Genomic DNA, 20,169 nt, shown 5'->3' with positions numbered 1-20,169 from the left:
ATCCTGGAATCCAGCCCCGACGGGGCAGAGGAGGTTGCGTGGACGCACTGGGTCGCCGGATCATCGTCGCCGCGTTCGACGGGTGGAACGACGCCGGGGAGGCCGCCTCGGCGGCAGCGTCGATGCTGCGGGCCGACGTCGAGTACGACGTCGTGCACTCCGTCGACCCCGAGTTGTACTTCGACTACCAGTACACCCGTCCGCAGATCGGACTGGATGCCGAGGGCCGACGCACCCTCACGTGGCCGGAGGCGAAGCTGCTGCGCCCGACACAGCGCTCCGACGACGCCGAGATCTGGCTGCTCGTCGGTGTCGAACCCGCGCGCGCCTGGCAGGCTTTCGCCGCCGAGTTCATCGACGTCGCCCTGCGCGAGGACATCACGGGCTTCGTCGCCCTGGGCTCGATGATGTCGGACGTCCCCCACACCCGACCCATCTCGGTCTTCGCCGGCAGCGACAACGAAGGCGTCCGCCAGTCGCTCGGGCTCGAGCGGAGCCTCTACGAGGGGCCCGTCGGCATCCTGAGCGCCATCGGCCACGCGTCGGAGCAGGTCGGCATCCCGACGGCGAGCCTGTGGGCGAGCGTGCCGCACTACGTCGCGGGCCACACCCCATCACCCAAGGCCACGCTCGCACTGCTCGAGCGCCTCGAATCGATCACGGGCATCACCGTGCCGCGCGGAGACCTCGAAGCCGAATCGCGGCAGTGGGAGGCGTCGATCGACGCGGCGGCCGCCGACGACGACGAGATGAGCGACTACATCCGTCAGCTCGAGCAGACGCGCGACACGTGGGACTCCCCCGAGGCGTCCGGCGACGCCATCGCGCAGGAGTTCGAGCGGTACCTCCGCCGCGGCGGCGGTGGCGACGGTCCCGCCAAGCCCGGCCGCGACGATCCGCCCCGACGCTGACACGCGGCTCCGAACCGGCCGTCGAGCCCGTTCGCGAAGCCGCCGATACACGACGAAGGCGCCGCCCCGATCGGAGCGGCGCCTTCGTGGCATCCGGAACTCAGCTCGCGATGATCGCCGACTCGGCCGGCACCACCCCGAGCGCGAGGAGCACGATGATCACGATGCCGAGGATCACGCGGTAGACCACGAACGGCAGGAAGCTGCCGCGCTTGAGGTACTGCATGAGGAACGCGATCACGAGGTAGCCGACGACGAAGGCGATGACCGTGGCGATCGCCGTCTCACCCAGGTTGTAGGGCCCGGTGCCCTCGTCGAAACTCCGGTACAGCTCGAAGAAGCCGCTGGCGAAGACCGCCGGAACCGCGAGCAGGAACGAGTATTCGGCCACGGCGGTGCGCTTGTAGCCGAGGGCGCGTCCGAGTGTCGTCGTCGCACCGGAGCGCGAGACGCCGGGCACGAGCGCGAGCGCCTGCGCGAAGCCGTAGGCGATGCCGTGCGGGTAGGTGAGGTCGTCGAGTTCGCGACGGCGCTTGCCGTAGTGGTCGGCGAGACCGAGCAGGATGCCGAAGACGATGAGCACGGCGGCGGTGATCCAGAGGCTGCGGAAGTTGTCACGGATGAGGCTCTGCAGCAGCACGCCCAGCAGGCCGATGGGGATGGTGCCGATGATCACGAGCCACCCCATGCGGGCGTCGGGGTCGTTGCGCGGAATTTTTCCGGTGAGCGAGCCGAACCAGCGCGAGATGACACGGGCGATCTTCTTGCGGAAGTAGATCAGCACCGCCAGCTCGGTGCCGATCTGCGTGATCGCGGTGAAGGTCGCGCCGGGATCGGTCTGCGACGGGAGGAACTCCCCCACGATGCGCAGGTGCGCGCTCGAGGAGATGGGGAGGAATTCGGTGAGGCCCTGAACGAGCCCGAGGATGATGACCTCGAAGATATGCATGCGGTCCTTCAGTACGTCCGGAGGAGGTCGGCGAGAACACGTCGACCGAACTCGAGCGCGTCGACGGGGACGCGCTCGTCGACACCGTGGAACATTCCGGTGAAGTCGAGATCGGCGGGAAGTCGCAACGGCGCGAATCCGTAACCGGAGATTCCGAGGGTGGAGAGGGCTTTGTTGTCGGTGCCGCCGCCCATGAGGTACGGCACGACGGGGACACCCGGGTCGTGGCGGTCGAGCTGCGCGATCATCGCGTCGACCAGGTCGCCGGCGAAGGGCACCTCGAGACCGATGTCCTGATGGACGATCTCGATCTCGACGCCGTCGCCGACGATGCGGCGGATGTCCGCCAGCGCGGCGGCCTCGGTTCCCGGCAGCACGCGTACGTCGACCAACGCCTCGGCGCGGTCGGGGATGACGTTGTGCTTGTAGCCGGCGGTCAGTCCGGTCGGGTTCGTCGTGGTGCGCAAGGTGGAGCGGATGAAGCTGGATGCCGCGCCGGTGCGCAACGCGAGCGCGTCGGGATCGCCCGCGTCATCGCCCGTGATTTCGGCGAGTCCCGCCAGGAGCGCGGCGGTCGTGTCGGTCAGGCGGATGGGCCATTCGGTCTTCCCGAGGGCGGTCACCGCCTCGGCGAGACGGGTGACGGCATTGTCGGGGTGCAGACCGCTGCCGTGGCCGGCGCGTCCCCGGGCGATGAGCTTGATCCAGATCAGGGCTTTCTCGCCCACCTGCAGCAGGTACGCACGGCGGTCGCCGACGGCGATGGAGTAGCCACCGACCTCGCTGATGGCCTCGGTCGCGCCGGAGAACCATTCGGGCCGGTCCGAGACGACGCGCGCCGATCCCTCGACGCCGCCGTTCTCCTCGTCGGCGAAGAACGTGACGATCACATCGCGTTCGGGTTGCTCCCCCGCGCGCAGCAGGTCGGCGACGGAGGTGAGGATCATGGCATCCATGTCCTTCATGTCGACGGCGCCCCGACCCCACAGGATGCCGTCGCGGATCTCGCCGGCGAACGGGTCGACGCTCCAGTCTTCGGCGACGGCGGGCACGACGTCGAGGTGCCCGTGCAGAATCAGCGCGGGCTTGTCGGGGTTGCGACCCGGAACGCGGGCGCACACGTTGGTGCGGCGCTCGACAGGCTCGTAGTAGTCGGTGTCGAGGCCCAGTCCTTCGAGGTAGGCGCCGACGTACTCGGCGGCTTCGCGCTCGCCGTTGGCGCGACCGCCGCCGTAGTTCGAGGTGTCGAACCGGATGAGGTCGGACGCGACGCGTGCGACTTCGGGGACGACGGTTTGGCGCTCGGACATGCGCACTACCGTACCGGGGCCCGGCGACCTCTCCCGTCGCGCGTCGCCCCGGGGAGGACGGGCGATGCGCAACTCGCCGGTACCGCACGCCGTCGTCGGCCGCGTGCGGCCGATGGGACGCGCCCGGGGCGGCGCACCGGTTCGAGTCGCGGTCGGCGGCGTGGTAATGTCGTTCCTCGTTGCGCAAGCGACAAACACCCAATGCGCGGGTGGCGGAATAGGTAGACGCGCTAGCTTGAGGTGCTAGTGCCCTTTAACGGGCGTGGGGGTTCAAGTCCCCCCTCGCGCACAGAATGACGAAGGCCCCCGGGTTCATCCCGGGGGCCTTCGTCATTGTCTGCGGGAGTGGGAGGATTTCGAACCCGTGCGGGGTTGGGCCCACGCCGGATCCGCTCGTCCGTGCACGACCGCGCCCGCTCATCCGTGACGCCGCGGAAACACCGACGTGACACGACGCGCTTAGCGTCGAGACATGGCTTCCTTCCGTGTGCCCACGATCGATATCTCGGCCTGGGTGGGACCCGGATCGCCCGACGCGCGCGCCGCCGTGGTCGCCGCCGTCGACCACGCGTGCCGCACCGTCGGGTTCATGCAGGTCGTGGGTCATGGCATCCACCCCGCCGTGATCCACGACCTGACGGGCGCTCTCGACCGGTTCTTCACCCTCCCCCTCGACACCAAGAAGCGGTACGTGCGGCCGGGCGCCGAGAACCGCGGATACAGCCCCCCGAAGAGCGAGTCGCTGAGCTACAGCCTGGGCGTCGATCCGGTCACACGGATGAACGATTTCTTCGAAGCGTTCAACGTGGGGACATCGTGGCGGGAGTATCCGGGAACGACCGCGACGGCATCGGACTACGCCGAGAACACGTGGCCCGACGACGTGGCGGACTTCGAGCCGGCGGTGGGCGCGTACTACGACGAGGCGCGGCGGGTGGCGCAGACGTTGACCCGCGTGTTCGCCGCGGCGTTGCGTGTGTCCGACGACTTCTTCGACGGCATCACCGGGCACTCGATCGACGTGTTGCGGATGAACAACTACGCGCTGCCTCCCGGATCGATCGAGCTGGATGCCGAGCTGACGGGCATGGGCGAGCACACCGACTTCGGACTGGTGACCGTGCTGTGGGCCGATCGCGTCGCCGGCCTGCAGGTGCTCGGGCAGGACGGCTCATGGAACGACGTCTCGCCGGCGGAGGGGGCGCTGCTGGTCAACCTCGGCGACGTCGCGGCGCGGCTGACGAATGACAAGTGGTTGTCGACGCTGCACCGGGTGAAGCCCCCGGTGGTCGACGGCACGATCGAGCGGCGGCGGTCGGCGGCGTTCTTCCACGACGGCGACGCCGACGCGGTGATCGCACCGCTGCCGCATTTCACCTCGGACGAGGCGCCGGCCCTGTACGACCCGGTGACCGTGCGGGAGCACATCACGGCCAAGCTCGCCGGATCCCGCGCGGGTCGCAAGAACGTCGGCGCCGTGCGCGAGGCGGCGCGGGTGGCGGCGGCGAGCCGCGTCTGAGGAGCGCGCCCGGCGGGGCGGCGGCGCGGCGGGCCGGCCTGCGTCCGCGCATAAACACGATCCGTGCGCAGAAACGCGGTGGCGCCGTGTTTACGCGCACGGATCGTGTTTATCGATGAGAGGGCGGAGACGGGCGGCGGGTCAGGCGGCCGACACGCCGAACAGCAGACCGAGCACGTACGTCACGGCGGCGGCACCGAAGCCGATCGCGAGTTGACGCAGGCCCCGCTTGAGCGGGGACGCTCCCGAGAGCAGACCCACCATCGCGCCGGTGGCCATCAGGGCGATGCCCACGAGCACCAACGCGAGCACGACCGCACCGAGGCCGGACATACCGAAGATCCACGGCAGCACCGGGATGATGGCCCCGGAGGCGAAGAACAGGAAGCTCGAGATCGACGCCCCCCACGCGCTGCCGACGACGTCGTGCGAGGACTGCCCCGGAGCCGCCGCGACCGGAGCGGTTCCCGCCTGCGCGGCAGTGACGGTCTCGCGGGCTTTCGCGAGGGCGGCATCCGGATCCATCCCGCGCGTGCGGTAGACGAGGGCGAGCTCGTTGGCATCCAGATCGAGGTGAGGGAGAGCGGAGTCGGCGAAGTCGCTCTCTTCGGTGGCCTCGAGGAGCTCGCGCTGGGAGCGGACCGACACGAACTCCCCTGCGCCCATCGACAGGGCTCCCGCGAGCAGGCCCGCGATGCCGCTGAAGAGCACGAAGCTGGGAGCGACGCCGGTGGCGCCCACACCCATCACGAGGGCGAGGTTGGAGACCAGGCCGTCGTTGGCGCCGAAGACGGCGGCACGGAAGGTCCCCGAGAGGCGGCGGCGTCCACGGGCGGCGAGTCCGCGGACCACCTCGTGGTGCACCCGCTCGTCGGCCGCCATCGCCGGGGTCGCGTAGGGCTCGTCGGCGTACGGCGAGCGTGCCTCGGCGTTCTGCGCGAGGGCCAGCACGAAGATGGAGCCGAAGCGGCGGGCCATCCAGGCGAGCATGCGGGTGCTGAGGCCCGCGGACGGCAATCGGTGCGGCTGCTCTCCGAGCAGGTCGATCCAGTGCTGCTCGTGGCGACCCTCGGCCTCGGCGAGCGCGAGCAGGATCTCGCGCTCCTCGCCGCTGCGCCGGGATGCGAGTTCGCGGTAGACGCGTGCCTCGGCACGCTCGTCGACGAGATAGTGCGCCCAGCGGCGGCGGTCACGGGCGGTGGGGGTGGCGACGGTCGTCACGGGGCTCCTTCGGGTCGTCCCCCACCGTAATGAGGCGGTTCCGCTCCCCCGGGCGCGTCGGCCGATACTGACAGCATTTCGGGCCTCCGAAGCCCGGAAAGACGCGGACGACGACGGGTGGATGCCAGCATTTCGGCGCCGCGAAAGCACGCGGGGCGTCGGCTTCCGGTGACGCGGCTGTCCCGTGAGCCACGCGGCGCGTCCCGAGTCGCGTGGCTCCTCCGGTACCGCGGTGCGCCTCAGGAGTGCACGCGCCGCCGCAGCACGTCGATGCGCGCCTGCAGTTGTGCGACGGTGGCGTGCGAAACGGCGGGACCGCCGCAGATACGCCGGAGCTCGGCGTGCACGAGGCCGTGCGGCTCGCCGCTCTGCCGGGCGTACAGGCCGACCATCGTGTTGAGGAGCTGCCGCTGCTCCTTCAGGGTGCGGTGCAGCGGTGCGGGAAGCCCGCCCTCGTCGACCGGGGGCGGCTCGACGCCGCTCTCCTTCTCGGTCGCCTCGCGAGTGGAGCGGTGGCGCGATTGCCGGGTCGCTCGCGACATGAGCACCTCGTGCACCTGATCGGGCTCGAGGAGGCCCGGGATGCCGAGAAACTCCTCCTCCTCGATGGTTCCCGGTACCGCGAGCTGTCCGAACTCCTGCCCGTCGAAGAGCACCCGGTCGAAGTGGGCGAGCGAGCCGAGCGCCTGATACTCGAATTCCTGCTCGAGCGCGTCGGATGCCTTGTCTTCGCGCTCGGCGGCATCCATCATGTCTTCTTCGGCGTTCCACTGATCTTCCGCGTCGCTGTCGCGGTCGAGGGCGTGGTCGCGCTGCGCCTCCATCTCGCCGGCGAGGGCGAGCAACTGGGGCACGTTGGGCAGGAAGACGCTCGCGGTCTCTCCTCGACGACGTGCACGCACGAAACGGCCGATGGCCTGGGCGAAGAACAGCGGGGTCGAGGCGCTCGTGGCGTACACGCCGACCGCGAGACGCGGCACGTCGACGCCCTCCGACACCATGCGCACGGCGACCATCCACCGGCTCGTGCCCTTCGAGAACGTCTCGATGCGACCCGAGGCCTCGGCTTCGTCGGAGAGGACGACGGTGACCTTCTCGCCGCTGATGTCCTCGAGGAGGGCGGCGTAGGCGCGCGCGGCGGTCTGATCGGTCGCGATGACGAGTCCCCCGGCATCCGGGACCGTCTCGCGCACCTCGGTCAGGCGTCGGTCGGCGGAGCGCAGCACGGCGGGAATCCAGTCGCCGTTCGGGTCGAGCGCGGTGCGCCACGCCTGCGAGGTGATGTCTTTGGTGTTGTCCTGCCCGAGCTGGGCCTCCATCTCCTCACCCGCCTTGGTGCGCCAGCGCATCTGACCCGCGTAGACGAGGAAGAAGACCGGGCGGACGACACCGTCGTCGAGGGCGCGCCGGTAGCCGTAGGCGTAGTCGGTGCGCGAGAGGCGGATGCCCTTGGCGTTCGGGTGGTACTCCACGAACGGGATGGGCGCGGTGTCGCTGCGGAACGGCGTCCCCGACAGCAGCAGGCGCCGCGTGGCGCGGTTGTAGGCCTCGCGAAGGGCGTCGCCCCAGCTGAGCGCGTCGCCGCCGTGGTGCACCTCGTCGAGGACGACCAGGGTTCTGGCATCCATGGTCAGACGCTGGTGCACCTCGGCTTTGACCGCCACCTGCGCGTAGGTCACCGCGACCCCGTGGTACTGCCGGGACGGCGTCGCGTGGCGATTGGAGAAGAACGGATCGAGTCGGATGCCGACCCTCGCGGCCGCCTCGGCCCACTGGGTCTTGAGGTGCTCGGTGGGGGCCACGACGACGATGCGGTCGATGACTCGGCGGCGCATGAGCTCGGATGCCAGGCGCAGGGCGAACGTCGTCTTGCCGGCGCCGGGGGTGGCCGCGGCGAGGAAGTCGCGGGGACCTTTGCCCTCACCGTCGGGTCCGTCGAGGCCAAAGTACAGATCGAGCGCCTCGGCCTGCCACGCGCGGAGGCGCTGGGCGGTTCCCCACGGCGCTCGCTGCGGGAACGAGGGCGAGAGGTGCTCGGCGGCGAAGGAGCCGAAGTGGGGCTCGGCGCCGTCGGCGGGCAGGGGTTCCTCGCCCGGCACCGCATGGTCGGCGACGGGGGCGGTGGCGTGTGCCGGGTCGGGGCTCGCGACGGGGCCGGGGCTCGCTACCGGGTCGGGGCTCGCTACCGGGGCGGGGCTCGCGACGGCGCCGGGGCTCGCGACGGGGCCGGGGCTCGCGACGGGGCCGGGGCTCGCGACCAGACCTGGGCTCGCTACCGGGGCGGGACTCGCGTTATGGCCGGGGCTCGCTACAAGGCCTGGGCTCGCGACCAGACTTGGGCTCGCTACCGGGCCGGGGCTCGCGATGTTCGGTCTCTCCGCCGGGGCGGAGACCTCGGTGGGCGGAGGGTTCGGGGTGCGGGCTTCTGCCTCCAGCATCGAACCTCCTTCCCACGCGAGCGCGAACATCCACGATAGGCGGTTCTGCGCTTCTCGGCGTCGTCCTGTGAGCGGTTCCCTGCTCCCGTCGGCGATAAACACGATTCGTGCGCAGAAACGCGACGACGACGTGTTTACGGGCACGAACCGTGTTTATGCGTGGGGGTCCCCGGCACCTGGAACCGGACACTCGGGCGATGTCGGAGGCCGGGGTTAGCCTGGGAGCGGAGGTTTCGAATGACACTCGATCCGCACTCGCCCCGCACCTCGCCCTCGCTCGACAACCCCGGTCCGCACCCGTGGCGGCGCTACGTCGCGTTGGGCGACTCGTTCACCGAGGGCATCGGTGATCCCGTGCCCGACGGCGGTCATCGCGGCTGGGCCGACCGTGTCGCCGAGGTGCTCGCCGCACAGGTCGACGACTTCGCCTACGCGAACCTCGCCGTGCGCGGCAAGCTCATCGCGCAGATCGTCGCCGACCAAATCGAGCCCGCGCTGGCGCTCAAGCCCGACCTGATCACCTTCTCCGCCGGGGGGAACGACGTCATCCGTCCCGGCACCGATCCCGACGCGGTCTCGCAGCAGTTCGAGGACGCCGTCGTGCGCCTCCGCCGCGACGATGCGACCGTCGTGGTGTTCACGGCCATCGACACCGAATTCACGCCCGTGTTCCGCGGCATCCGGGGCAAGGTGGCGATCTACAACGAGAACATCCGCGCGATCGCCGACGCCCACGACTGCGTCGTCGCCGATCAGTGGGGGCTGAAAGAGGTGCAGGACATGCGCTTCTTCGACGATGACCGACTGCACTACAACGCGCTCGGCCACCACGAGGTGGCTCGCATGGTGTTGCGCGCGTTGAACGTTCCCAACGACCTCCAGCCGCACCAGCCGGAAGCCCTCACCGCCACCACATGGCGCGCCGCAAGAGAGAAAGACCTGGTGTGGGCGCGTTCGTACCTCATGCCCTGGGTGCTGCGACGCCTGCGACACCAGTCGTCGGGCGACCACGTGCACGCCAAACGACCCGAGCCGCTGCCCATGACGACGCTCGCCCCGGGAAGGGATGCCACAGCGTCGCCCGAGACGCCGGTGTGACGGCCGTGTCGACCGACGCTCCCGCCCCGCTGCCCGACGCCGTACGGGCGCTTCTCCAGGTCGCTGACGCCGACACCCTGCTACGCGACGCCGAGTCTCTCGCCGCGGCGCTGACCGATGCCGGGTGGACGCCCGAGGTCGAGAGCGGTCGCTTCGGTACCGATGACTGGGACTTGCTCTCGTCGGCGTGGGCGCCCAACGTCTCGGTGTTCTTCGAGGGCGACGAGACCGAGGTCCGCATACGGGCGCAGGCGGTGGCGTCTTTCCTGTCCGCCCGACCCGAACGCTGGTCCTTCCGCACCGACGGAGACGACTGGTCGGGGTGGACGCTCCACGACACCCGCTGGACTATCGGTGACTGGATGGCCACGTACCCCTTGGAATGGCGCGGCGGCGACGTGGTCATCTCTCTGTACGTACGGCCCGATCACCAGCCGGGAAAGGTGCTCGCGCCGGCGAATCTGCAGCTCGCGATCGAGCGCGAGGACACGCCGGACGACGGACTTCCCCGCGACGATGACCGTGCCCGCCGCGTTCTGCGCGCCGGATCGGTCATCGACCGGTGGTACCTGGCCGGAGAGCAGGAGCTCCCCGATGATGTGATCACCGCGCTCGAGAACGACCCCGACTCCCGGGTACGCGCCGCCGCGGAGTCGGAGCGCTGGTATCGCGAGCGAACGGTGACCGGGCCGCCGCCCTCTACCGACGGCGAAGGGCCGGACCGGCCGGGACCTCCCGCTCAATTCTCTGCGAGGTAGCGGCGCCGCCGTCCAGCGGCCGCCTCGCGTGGATCAGCGCCGCCCGCGCCCCAGCTCCCACAGCGCGACCGCGCTCGCCGCGGCGACATTGAGGGAGTCCACGCCCCCGGCCATCGGAATCGTCACGATCGAGTCGGCAGCGGCGAGCGCGCTTCGACTGAGCCCGTCGCCCTCGGCTCCCAGCAGCAGGGCGACGCGCTCGTGCCCGGCGGCCGAGAACGCGTCGAGGGTGACGGCGTCGTCGGAAAGCGCGAGGGCTGCGAGATGCAGGCCCGCGTCGACCAGTTGGGGCTTCGCCTCCGACCATTCGGGGAGTCGCGTCCACGGCACCTGGAACACCGTGCCCATGCTCACGCGAACGCTGCGTCGGTACAGCGGGTCGGCGCAGCGCGGCGTGACGAGCACGGCATCCGCTCCGAGGGCGGCCGCCGACCGGAACGCGGCACCGATGTTGGTGTGGTCGACGATGTCTTCGAGCACCACGACCAGTCGCGCTCCGGCGACGACCTCGGCGACGGATGCGAGGGCCGGACGGTGCATGGATGCCAGGAGCCCCCGGTGCACGGCGTACCCGGTGACCTGCTCGGCGACCTCGGCCCGGACGACGTACACCTCGGCATCCTCGCCCACGAGGGCGACGGCGTCGGCGAGGAACTTCTCCTGCACGAGGACCGAGCGGGGTCGATGACCGGCGCGGAGCGCGCGGTCGAGCACCTTGGACGACTCGGCGATGTAGAGGCCACCCGCCGGCTCCGTCACGCGGCGCAACGACACGTCGGTGAGGTCGCGATAGTCGGCGAGACGCGGGTCGCCGACGGAGTCGAGGGAGATGACGGGCATCGTCCCATCGTGCCAGCCGAGCACAGGATGCCGGACGCGGGAGGTGTGCGACGCCCACCGTGCGAGCCGGTGTCGGCGCCCCACCTTAGACTCGGTGCGACGGAGGTGTGCATGACCGACACGACGAAGGATGCCGGGTTCTCGGCATCCATCGATCGGGCTGTCGAGGTGCTCGCCGGCCGGCGCATCGCGGTGCTGACCGGCGCGGGTGTGTCGACGGATTCGGGAATCCCCGACTATCGAGGCAAGGGCGCGCCGACGCGCACGCCGATGACCGCGCAGCAGTTCCTCGCCAGCGCCGACGCCCGCCGCCGCTACTGGGTGGGCAGCCACCTCGGGTGGAAGGTGTTCGCCGCGGCCGAGCCGAACGACGGGCACCGGGCCCTCGCCGATCTCGAGGCCGCGGGGGTGGCGAACGGTGTCGTGACGCAGAACGTCGACGGTCTGCACGTGCGTGCGGGCAGCGGGCGTGTCGTGGAGCTGCACGGCACCATGCGCCGCGTGGGCTGCCTGCAGTGCGGGCAGGTCTTCGACCGTCGCGACCTCGCCGAGCGCGTCGAGGCCGACAACCCGTGGATCAGTCTTCCCGAGAACGTCGAGCTGGGTCCCGACGGCGACGTGACGCCGGCATCGGCCGACGGCTTCGTCGTCCCGGTGTGCTCGGTGTGCGGCGGCACGCTGAAGCCCGACGTGGTGTTCTTCGGCGAGTACATCCCGGTCGAGAAGTTCCGCGAGGCCGAGCAGCTCGTGCACACCAGCGACGCGCTCGTGGTGGCGGGGTCGTCGCTCGTGGTGAACTCCGGCATCCGGCTCGTGGAGCGCGCTCGACGCAAGCGCCTGCCGGTCGTGATCGTCAACAGGGGTGAGACCCGTGCCGATCAGCGGGCAACGGTGAAGGTCGACGGCGGAACGACCGACGCCCTTCGCGCGCTCGCAGAACGACTGCCCGGGCTGCTCTGACAGCCCGCATCTCCTCCGCGCCCCACGTCTCCGACGCGAGCTCACGGGAGGGTCCGCTCGCGGGGCCGGACCGACTGATCCCCCGCTCCGTTAGGCTCGAACGGTGACGATCCTGACCCTTGTGCGACACGGTGAGACCGACTGGAACTCCGGGGGGCGCATCCAGGGCTCGACCGACATCCCCCTGAACGACACCGGCCGCGGCCAGGCGCGCGAACTCGCCGAGCGTCTCGCGACCGAGTACGCCGGCCGTGAGGTGGTCATCGTCTCGAGTGATCTCTCGCGCGCGGCCGAGACCGCCGACGTGATCGCCGCGGCCCTGGGCACGACCGTGAGCCGGCGGATGCCGGGACTGCAGGAACGTTCCTACGGCGACGCCGAGGGACTCGACGTCGCCACCTTCTCCGAGACCTACGGTCCGTGGCATGCCGCCGACGTGCCGAACGCCGAGACGTGGCCGGTGGTGCGGGAACGCGCGCTCGTCGCCCTCGCCGAGGTCGTCGCCGAGACACCCGAGGGTGTCGATGTCATCGCGGTCGCGCACGGCGCGCTGATCCGCGAGGTCATCATGTTCGCCACCGACGGGGCGTTCCCCCGCGAGGGCGAGCGCCTGCCCAACTGCTCGGCCACCACGTTCCGCCTCGACGGCGACGCCTGGGAGATGCTGGCCTACGCCGGCGTCGCGAGCTGACAAGGCCTCCGGAGGGCGTCCGCCTCGCCCGGTCCTGGGTCCGCCGCAGCGACCGCGACGTGTGCTCGACCATGTCCGCGTGCGCGTGCCCGCTACTCTCGCGCACGCTGCAGCAGCAACCGGGCGTGACGCAGCATCGGCTCGTCGATCATCCGCCCTTCGTAGCGGAAGGCGGCGAACTCGCCCCCCGCGGCCTTGAGCACGCCTCGCGCCCACGCGACCTCCGCGGGCGGCGGCACATACGCGTCGCGGATCGTCGCGACCTGCCCCGGGTGGATGCACGCGGTGGCCACGAACCCTGAGGCCGCGGCATCCCGAGCCTCCGATGCGAGTCCCTCGAGATCGGCGATGTCGACGTGCACCGCGTCGATCGCGCGCTTGCCGCACGCTCCCGCCGCCAACAGCACGCGGGCCCGGGCCACGCGGGCGACGTCACGGTAGGTGCCGTCGGGGAACCGGCTCGAGGTGCCGCCGAGGCTGGCGACGAGGTCTTCGGCTCCCCACATGAGTGCCACGACCTGCGGCAGCGCCGCGAGCTGCTCCGCGGCGGCGACCCCGCGCGCGGTCTCGCACAGGGCGATCACGTCGTAGTCGGCGAGCGGGGCGAGGGATGCCGGGTCTTCGGCCTTCGCGACCATGACCGTCTGCACGCGGGTCTGCCGGAGGGCGGCGACATCACGCGGGAAGTGGGGCGTCTCGGGCCCGTTCACTCGCACGATCACGCGATCGGGGTCTGCTCTGACCATCGCCTCACGGGCAACGGTCTTGGCGTGCGGAGCGACGGCGTCTTCGAGGTCGACGATGGCGGCATCCGCTCGTTCCAGCGCCTTCGGCAGCCGTTCCGGGCGGTCACCGGGAACGAACAACAGGGCCGGCCCGAGACCGAACGGGGTTCGCGTGTCGGACGCCTCGCTCACTCCGTGCCGTCCTTCGCCCACACCAGCACGGTGCGCGTGGCGGTGACGACCACCTCGTCGTTCTGCGAGCAGCCCGTGTGGGCGAGCACGACGACCCCCTGCCCCGGGCGGGATGCCGAGGGCCGCACCGACACCACCTCGGTCTCGGCCGTGAGGGTGTCGCCGACGAACAGCGGCGCGGGGAAACTCACATCGGTGAGGCCCAGTTGCGCGACGAGCGTTCCCTGCGTCAGCTGCGCCACGGAGAGGCCGATGAGCGTGGACAGCGTCCACATCGAGTTCACGAGCGGACGGCCGAACGGCTGGGTCGCCGAGAACGCGGCATCCAGATGCAGGGCCTGCGTGTTCATCGTGAGGGTGGTGAACAGCACGTTGTCGGCGTCGGTGACGGTGCGCCCCGGTCGGTGCGCGTACTTCTCACCGACGACGAACTCCTCGAGGAAAAGGCCGCGCTGCTCGATCATGCGGCAACGGTACCGGTGAGTCCCAGCGCACGCGAGATCACCATGAGCTGCACCTCGGTCGTCCCCTCGCCGATCTCGAGGATCTTCGAGTCGCGGTAGTGACGCGCGACGGGGTACTCGTTGATGAACCCGTTTCCGCCGAACACCTGCGTCGCATCACGTGCGTTGGCCATCGCGGCGTCGCTCGCGGTCATCTTCGCCACCGCGGCATCCACCGAGAACGGCTTGCCCGCGTCGCATAGGCGCGCGGCGTGCACCCAGGCGAGGCGCGCGGTGTGCACGCGGGCATGCATGCGCGCGAGCAGGAACTGCATGCTCTGACGCGTCGACAGCCGCTCGCCGAACACGACGCGGCTGCGGGCGTAGTCGACGGCCGCTTCGAGGCAGCCCTCGGCCGCGCCCGTGGCGAGGGCGGCGATGGCCACGCGACCCTCGTCGAGCGTGCGGAGGAAGTTCTTGAGGCCGTGACCCTGTTCGCCCAGCAGGTTCGACGCGGGGACGCGCACACCGTCGAAGGTGAGCGGGTGGGTGTCGCTGGCGTTCCAGCCGACTTTGTCGTAGGCGGGGCCGACGGTGAATCCGAGCGTGCCGTTGGGCACGATGATCGTGGAGATCTCGGGGCGGGCGCCGGTGCGGCCGGTGACGGCCGTGACGGTCACGAAGCGCGTGATGGCGGTGCCGGAGTTGGTGATGAATTGCTTCGACCCGTCGATCACCCATTCGTCGCCGTCGAGCCGCGCCGTGGTGCGCGTGGCCCCGGCGTCGCTGCCTGCCTCCGCTTCGGTGAGCCCGAACCCGGCGAGCGCGCGACCGGCCACGAGGTCGGGGAGGTATTCGGCCTTCTGCGCCTCGGTGCCGTACCGGTAGATCGGCATGGCGCCGAGGCCCACTCCCGCTTCGAGGGTGATGGCGAGCGACTGGTCGACGCGGGCGATGCCCTCGATCGCGACGCAGAGGCTGGCGTAGTCGCCGCCCTGCCCGCCGACCTCCTCGGGAAAGGGCAGGCCGAACAGGCCGAGCTCACCCATCTGCGCGACGATGTCCAGCGGCAGCGCGTGCGCGCGGTCGGCCTCGTAGGAGCGGGGCGCGATCACCTCGTCGGCGAACTCGCGCACCATCGCGCTGAGTTCTCGCTCGTCGTCGGTGAAGGACTGCTGGGTGTCGATGCTCACGAGAGGGTCTCCTTGTGGAAAGGGATGAGGGCGGATGCCGGGATATCGGCGGGATCGTGCGGTCCGGGTCGCGCGCGAGCTCCGGTGGCTGCAACAGCGCCGGTGGCTGAGCCTGTCGACGTCCCCGGCGCCGGGGCACCGGGGGCCCCGGGCCCATCGACGGGCGCAGGAACCTCGGCTCCCGGCGTCACCGTCGCCACCACCGCATCGCGGGCGACCTGGGCGCCGGCCGTCGTGCGCAGCAGCACCGTGCCGGCGTGCGGTGCGATGACAGTGTGCTCCATCTTCATGGCCTCGATCGTGACGAGCCGGGCACCGGCCTCGACGACGTCCCCATCGGCGATGTGCACCGCGACGACGGTTCCGGGGAGAGGAGCGACGAGCTCGGGGTCGACGGCTCCGGGCGCTCGGCCCGCGGCGGCTCGGCGACGCGCAGCGGCGTCCCGGCGCGAGACCACCCGCAGCCGATGCGCTCCGCCCGCTGCGTGCACCCAGTACTCGACCGGACCGCCCGTCACGCGAGCGTCGACCTCGGCCGGCGCGACCGCGTGCATTCGTCCGGCATCGTCTTCCAGCGTCACCGCGCGAGGGCTTGTCGCTCCCCCAGCCTGCCAGGCGCCGACGCGATCCCAGACCGAGCCGTCGCCCACGCTCCCGGCATCCGGACCCGACACCACCCGCGCGGCCACCGCCGCGAGCGCACCCTCCGTCGGCTGCGGCACCTCGGGCGTTCCCCGCCGGTCGAGGAGCCCCGTGTCGAGGTCTCCCGCGCGCACGGCGGGGTCGGCGAGCAGTGCCCGCAGGTCGGCGATGTTGGTGTCGACGCCGAGCACGACGGTCTCGGCGAGCGCGGCATCGAGCCGGGCCAGCGCGGTCGGCCGGTCGGGGCCGTGCGCGATGATCTTCGCGATCATCGGGTCGTAGTGGGCGCTGACGACGCTGCCGGTCTCGACCGCGCTGTCGATGCGGGCGGATCCCGGATGCCACAGCGTGACGGTCCCGGTCGCGGGGAGGTATCCGCGGGACGGTGTCTCGGCATACACCCGCGCTTCGACCGCGTGACCGTGGAGACGGACCTCCGGCAGGTCGAGCGCGTACCCGGCGGCGACCCGCAGTTGCTGCTCCACGAGGTCGGTGCCGGTCACGAGCTCGGTGACGGGGTGCTCGACCTGCAGGCGCGTGTTCATCTCGATGAAGAAGGGCTCGTCGAGCCGGTCGCCGGCGACGAGGAACTCCACGGTCCCCGCTCCGAGGTAGCCGACGCTGCGGGCGGCGGCGACGGCGGCCGCACCGAGGCGCGCGCGGGTGTCGGCATCCACCACCGACGAGGGGGCCTCTTCGATCACCTTCTGGTGCCGCCGCTGCAGCGTGCATTCGCGTTCGCCGAGCGAGAGGGTCGTACCGTGCGCGTCGGCGAGCACCTGCACCTCGATGTGGCGCGGGCGTTCCAGCAGCCGTTCGAGCAGCAGGGTGTCGTCGCCGAACGCGGCCGTGGCCACGCGGCGGGCGGTGGCCAGCGCTGCGGCGAGGTCGTCGGGGCCGGTGGCCACCGTCATCCCCTTGCCGCCGCCGCCGGCGGAGGGCTTCACGAGCAGGGGGAAGCCCGCTCTCCCGGCCTCGGCGGTGATCTGGGCATCGGAAAGACCGTTCGCCGAGAACCCCGGCACGACCGGCACGTCGTGGGCGGCGACGTGTGCTTTCGCGCGGATCTTGTCGCCCATGACCTCGAGCGCTTCGACGCCCGGCCCCACGAACACCACGCGGGCTTCGGCGCACGCGCGCGCGAAACGGGCGTTCTCGCTGAGGAACCCGTATCCCGGGTGCACGGCATCGGCACCGGACGACGCCGCGGCGGCGACGACGGCGTCGACGTCGAGGTATGACGGCACGCGCACGGCGTGGTCGGCCTCGCGCACGTGGGGAGCCTCGGCATCCACGTCGGTGTACACCGCGACCGAGCGGATGCCGAGCCGGCGCAGGGTGCGGAACACCCGGCGCGCGATCTCGCCGCGGTTGGCGACGAGGACGCAGTCGAAGGGACGGGGAGCGCGTGAGCCGTGCACATCTGTCACCGGGATCACATCCGGAAGAGGCCGAAGCCCCGGTCGGCCAGGGGCACCCGGCTGACGACGTCGAGTGCCAGCCCGAGCATCGTGCGCGTGTCGACGGGGTCGATCACGCCGTCGTCCCAGAGGCGGGCGGTGGCGTAGTAGGGGTCGCCCTGCTCGTCGTAGCGGGCGCGGATGGGCTGCTGGAACGCCCGGTCGTCGGCGTCCGTCCATTCCTCTCCGCGCGCGGCGCGCTGGTCGCGCTGCACGGTGGACAGCACGGATGCCGCCTGCGCGCCGCCCATGACCGAGATGCGGCTCGCGGGCCAGGTCCACAGGAACCGGGGGTCGTAGGCCCGCCCGCACATCGCGTAGTTGCCGGCGCCGTAGGAGCCTCCGACGAGGACGGTGAGCTTGGGGACGCGGGTGGTGGCGACCGCGGTGACCATCTTGGCGCCGTCTTTCGCGATGCCGCCGGCCTCGGCGTCCCGTCCGACCATGAATCCGGTGATGTTCTGCAGGAACAGCAGGGGGATGCCGCGCTGGTCGGCGAGCTCGATGAAGTGCGCGGCCTTGAGCGCCGATTCGCTGAAGAGCACGCCGTCGTTGGCGATGACGCCCACGGGGTGACCGTGCAGGCGTGCGAAGGTCGTGATGACGGACTCGCCGTACAGCGCCTTGAACTCGTGCAGGGAGCCTGCGTCGACGAGGGTGTCGATGACGGCCCGCATGTCGACGGGCTGGGTGACGTCGACCGGAACGATGTCGTAGAGGTCCTCCGGCGGTCGTACCGGGGCGTGGGCGGTGCGCACCTCCCACACCGGTGCGGGGGTCGGGGGCAGGGTGGCGACGATGTCGCGCACGATCTCGAGCGCGTGCTCGTCGTCGTCGGCGAGGTGGTCGACGACGCCCGATCGGCGGGCGTGCAGGTCGCCGCCGCCGAGCTGTTCGGCCGTGACGTCTTCGCCGATCGCGGCCTTCACCAGCGGCGGGCCGCCCAGGAACACCGTCCCCTGGTTCCGGACGATGACGCTCTCATCGCTCATCGCGGGGACGTAGGCACCGCCGGCCGTGCACGAGCCCATGACCGCGGCGATCTGCGGCACGCCCGCGGCCGACAGTTGCGCCTGGTTGCGGAAGATGCGGCCGAAGTGGTCGCGGTCGGGGAACACCTCGTCCTGCAGGGGCAGGAACGCCCCACCCGAGTCGACCAGGTAGATGCAGGGCAGGCGGTTCTCGAGCGCGATCTCCTGCGCGCGCAGGTGCTTCTTGACCGTGAGGGGGAAGTACGCCCCGCCCTTCACCGTCGCGTCGTTGGCGACGACCATCACGTGTCGCCCGTGCACGAGTCCGATGCCGGCGACGACGCCCGCGGCGGGGGCACCGCCGTCGTATAGGCCGTGGGCGGCCAGCGGAGCGACCTCGAGGAAGGGGCTGCCCTCGTCAAGGAGCCGGTCGATGCGCTCTCGCGCGAGGAGCTTTCCGCGGGCCGTGTGGCGTTCGCGCGCAACGTCCGAGCCGCCGCGGGCGGTGCGGGCGAGGGTCTCGCGGAGGGCCTGGGCGAGGCTCCGTTGCGTCGGCCGCGTGTCGTCGGCGCGCCGGGAGACGTCGGGGGTGTCTGCGGTCGGAGGTGTTGCGATGACCGGTGCTGTGCTCATGGCGGCTCCGTCTCGGGCTTGCATCGTCGACGAGCCCGTCCAGTTCAGTTAATGTTGGCTAACTGAGATCACAGGCTAACCCGACAGGATGCCGATGACAAGAGCACGCGACGAGCCCCCGGCCGCGACCATCCGACGCACCGACGCGAGCACCGAGGTGTCACGTCCGGCTGCGACGCACGCCGCGCCACCCGCTCCGGCGGCGACGACCGGCACCTCTCGCGATCGTGCGAAGGCCGAGCGCCGCACCGCCCTTCTCGCGGCCGCCGCGCGCCTGTTCGCCGAGCGCGGCTTCGACGGCGTCACCCTCGAAGACATCGGTGCCGCCGTGGGGGTGAGCGGCCCCGCGGTGTACCGCCACGTCGCCGGAAAGCAGGCCCTCCTCGGGGCGATCCTCGTCGACGTCAGTGAACGACTGCTCGCCGGTGGCCGCGCGGCCATCGACGCCGCCCAGGGCACCGGCACGACGGCAGACACTGCCCCCTCCATCCGGGGCGCAGGCGCCGCCGCGGCCACCGGCGCCGACACTCCCACCGCGACCGTAACGGCGGATGCCGGCGTCGACACGCCGTCCCGACGGCCCGCGGACCGGCGTGTCGACGAATCCCTCCGCGGGCGTACGCACCCGGCATCCGCTCCCCTCCACGCCCTCGTCGAGTTCCACGTCGCGTTCGCGCTCGCCGAGGCCCCCGTCATCCGGGTTCAGGACCGAGACCTCGACCGTCTCTCCCCCGACGACCGCCGCACCGTGCGCCACCTGCAGAACGCCTACATCGACGTGTGGACCGAGGTCCTCGCGCGCGAGTTCCCGGATGCCGAGTCCCCGGCCGAGCGACGAGTGCGGGCGCTCGCGTGCTTCGGGCTCATCAACTCCACACCTCACAGCGTCCGCGGTGTCCCCGATGCCCGCGTTCGCCCCACGCTGACGCGCATGGCCCTCGCCGCCTTGTCGGCCTGACCCCCGCACCGGCCCGGCCCCGCCCGCCACGCGAAGCCACCCCGCGTGCGTCCGAACCCGAGACCCGGCCCCACCCTGCGCGCACGCCCGAGGAACCGGACGCCCCCACGCCCGCCCGACAACCCGGGGTGCAACCCCACCCGCCCAAGAACCCGGGCGCACCCCCACGTGCGTCCGGGTCCCCGGAGCATGCGGCATTCCGCGGTCTTCAAGGTGCCGAGGGCGACACGCCCCCGCACTCGGTCACTCTCGCGCGC

At 71.2% G+C, this 20,169-nt stretch carries 17 protein-coding genes and 1 tRNA gene; 8 read left to right on the top strand and 10 right to left on the bottom strand.

The genetic code is table 11. The features are described from left to right. Window positions 1-38: 38 nt before the first annotated feature. Window positions 39-911 (top strand): PAC2 family protein, encoded by an 873-nt coding sequence (locus ACXKZF_RS06895; protein WP_055955013.1) that lies wholly within the window; start codon window positions 39-41, stop codon window positions 909-911. A gap of 100 nt (window positions 912-1,011) precedes the next feature. Here ACXKZF_RS06895 and ACXKZF_RS06890 read toward each other — a convergent pair whose 3' ends face one another. Continuing rightward, on the bottom strand, window positions 1,012-1,860 hold the full coding sequence (locus tag ACXKZF_RS06890) for an undecaprenyl-diphosphate phosphatase (protein WP_488985786.1): 849 nt from the start codon (window positions 1,858-1,860) through the stop codon (window positions 1,012-1,014). 8 nt (window positions 1,861-1,868) lie between these two features. After that, window positions 1,869-3,170, bottom strand: a complete 1,302-nt coding sequence (locus ACXKZF_RS06885; protein WP_488985785.1) for a M20/M25/M40 family metallo-hydrolase — start codon at window positions 3,168-3,170, stop codon at window positions 1,869-1,871. Between the two features lie 203 nt (window positions 3,171-3,373). Between ACXKZF_RS06885 and ACXKZF_RS06880 the strand changes: the two genes are divergently transcribed. Both ACXKZF_RS06880 and ACXKZF_RS06875 read left to right on the top strand, forming a co-directional pair. Next, window positions 3,374-3,459, top strand: a tRNA-Leu gene (locus ACXKZF_RS06880). A gap of 183 nt (window positions 3,460-3,642) precedes the next feature. Continuing rightward, window positions 3,643-4,689 carry an isopenicillin N synthase family dioxygenase gene (locus tag ACXKZF_RS06875; protein WP_488985784.1) on the top strand — a complete coding sequence of 349 codons (1,047 nt, stop codon included), beginning with the start codon at window positions 3,643-3,645 and terminating at the stop codon, window positions 4,687-4,689. A gap of 141 nt (window positions 4,690-4,830) precedes the next feature. Here the strand turns inward: ACXKZF_RS06875 and ACXKZF_RS06870 are convergent, their stop codons facing one another. Beyond that, on the bottom strand, window positions 4,831-5,910 hold the full coding sequence (locus tag ACXKZF_RS06870) for a VIT1/CCC1 transporter family protein (protein ID WP_055955026.1): 1,080 nt from the start codon (window positions 5,908-5,910) through the stop codon (window positions 4,831-4,833). 239 nt (window positions 5,911-6,149) lie between these two features. Continuing rightward, window positions 6,150-8,009 (bottom strand): DEAD/DEAH box helicase, encoded by a 1,860-nt coding sequence (locus ACXKZF_RS06865; RefSeq protein ID WP_488985783.1) that lies wholly within the window; start codon window positions 8,007-8,009, stop codon window positions 6,150-6,152. 576 nt (window positions 8,010-8,585) lie between these two features. Here ACXKZF_RS06865 and ACXKZF_RS06860 point away from each other — a divergent pair. Continuing rightward, the gene (locus ACXKZF_RS06860; protein ID WP_055955034.1) at window positions 8,586-9,446 is read left to right on the top strand and encodes an SGNH/GDSL hydrolase family protein; all 861 of its coding nucleotides are present in this window, start codon (window positions 8,586-8,588) and stop codon (window positions 9,444-9,446) included. After that, entirely contained in the window at window positions 9,443-10,204 is a 762-nt protein-coding gene (locus ACXKZF_RS06855; RefSeq protein ID WP_488985782.1) for a hypothetical protein, read from the top strand. Before ACXKZF_RS06860 ends, ACXKZF_RS06855 begins: the two co-directional genes overlap by 4 nt. A 33-nt stretch (window positions 10,205-10,237) precedes the next feature. Here the strand turns inward: ACXKZF_RS06855 and ACXKZF_RS06850 are convergent, their stop codons facing one another. Beyond that, window positions 10,238-11,044, bottom strand: coding sequence for a TrmH family RNA methyltransferase (locus ACXKZF_RS06850; RefSeq protein ID WP_488985781.1), 807 nt, complete (start codon window positions 11,042-11,044; stop codon window positions 10,238-10,240). Between the two features lie 111 nt (window positions 11,045-11,155). Between ACXKZF_RS06850 and ACXKZF_RS06845 the strand changes: the two genes are divergently transcribed. Both ACXKZF_RS06845 and ACXKZF_RS06840 read left to right on the top strand, forming a co-directional pair. Continuing rightward, complete coding sequence (locus tag ACXKZF_RS06845) at window positions 11,156-12,004, top strand: Sir2 family NAD-dependent protein deacetylase (RefSeq protein ID WP_055955044.1); 849 nt, start codon at window positions 11,156-11,158, stop codon at window positions 12,002-12,004. A gap of 103 nt (window positions 12,005-12,107) precedes the next feature. Beyond that, window positions 12,108-12,695, top strand: coding sequence for a histidine phosphatase family protein (locus ACXKZF_RS06840; protein ID WP_055955047.1), 588 nt, complete (start codon window positions 12,108-12,110; stop codon window positions 12,693-12,695). Between the two features lie 92 nt (window positions 12,696-12,787). Here the strand turns inward: ACXKZF_RS06840 and ACXKZF_RS06835 are convergent, their stop codons facing one another. The 5 genes from ACXKZF_RS06835 to ACXKZF_RS06815 are packed head-to-tail and all read right to left on the bottom strand — an operon-like array spanning window position 12,788 to window position 18,954. Continuing rightward, window positions 12,788-13,612, bottom strand: a complete 825-nt coding sequence (locus ACXKZF_RS06835) for an HpcH/HpaI aldolase/citrate lyase family protein (protein WP_488985780.1) — start codon at window positions 13,610-13,612, stop codon at window positions 12,788-12,790. Next, the gene (locus ACXKZF_RS06830; RefSeq protein WP_488985779.1) at window positions 13,609-14,076 is read right to left on the bottom strand and encodes a MaoC family dehydratase; all 468 of its coding nucleotides are present in this window, start codon (window positions 14,074-14,076) and stop codon (window positions 13,609-13,611) included. The genes ACXKZF_RS06835 and ACXKZF_RS06830 overlap by 4 nt, the downstream gene beginning before the upstream one ends. Beyond that, entirely contained in the window at window positions 14,073-15,248 is a 1,176-nt protein-coding gene (locus tag ACXKZF_RS06825) for an acyl-CoA dehydrogenase family protein (protein ID WP_488985778.1), read from the bottom strand. Before ACXKZF_RS06825 ends, ACXKZF_RS06830 begins: the two co-directional genes overlap by 4 nt. After that, window positions 15,245-17,329 carry an acetyl/propionyl/methylcrotonyl-CoA carboxylase subunit alpha gene (locus ACXKZF_RS06820; protein ID WP_488985777.1) on the bottom strand — a complete coding sequence of 695 codons (2,085 nt, stop codon included), beginning with the start codon at window positions 17,327-17,329 and terminating at the stop codon, window positions 15,245-15,247. Before ACXKZF_RS06820 ends, ACXKZF_RS06825 begins: the two co-directional genes overlap by 4 nt. Continuing rightward, entirely contained in the window at window positions 17,326-18,954 is a 1,629-nt protein-coding gene (locus ACXKZF_RS06815) for a carboxyl transferase domain-containing protein (RefSeq protein WP_488985776.1), read from the bottom strand. The genes ACXKZF_RS06820 and ACXKZF_RS06815 overlap by 4 nt, the downstream gene beginning before the upstream one ends. Window positions 18,955-19,048: 94 nt before the next feature. Between ACXKZF_RS06815 and ACXKZF_RS06810 the strand changes: the two genes are divergently transcribed. Then, window positions 19,049-19,912, top strand: a complete 864-nt coding sequence (locus ACXKZF_RS06810) for a TetR/AcrR family transcriptional regulator (RefSeq protein WP_488985775.1) — start codon at window positions 19,049-19,051, stop codon at window positions 19,910-19,912. Window positions 19,913-20,169: the final 257 nt, after the last annotated feature.

This window comes from Microbacterium sp. ABR10, from assembly GCF_057812175.1.
Note: the sequence above shows the minus strand (reverse complement) of the source record. Positions and strands in the feature narration are given on the sequence as shown.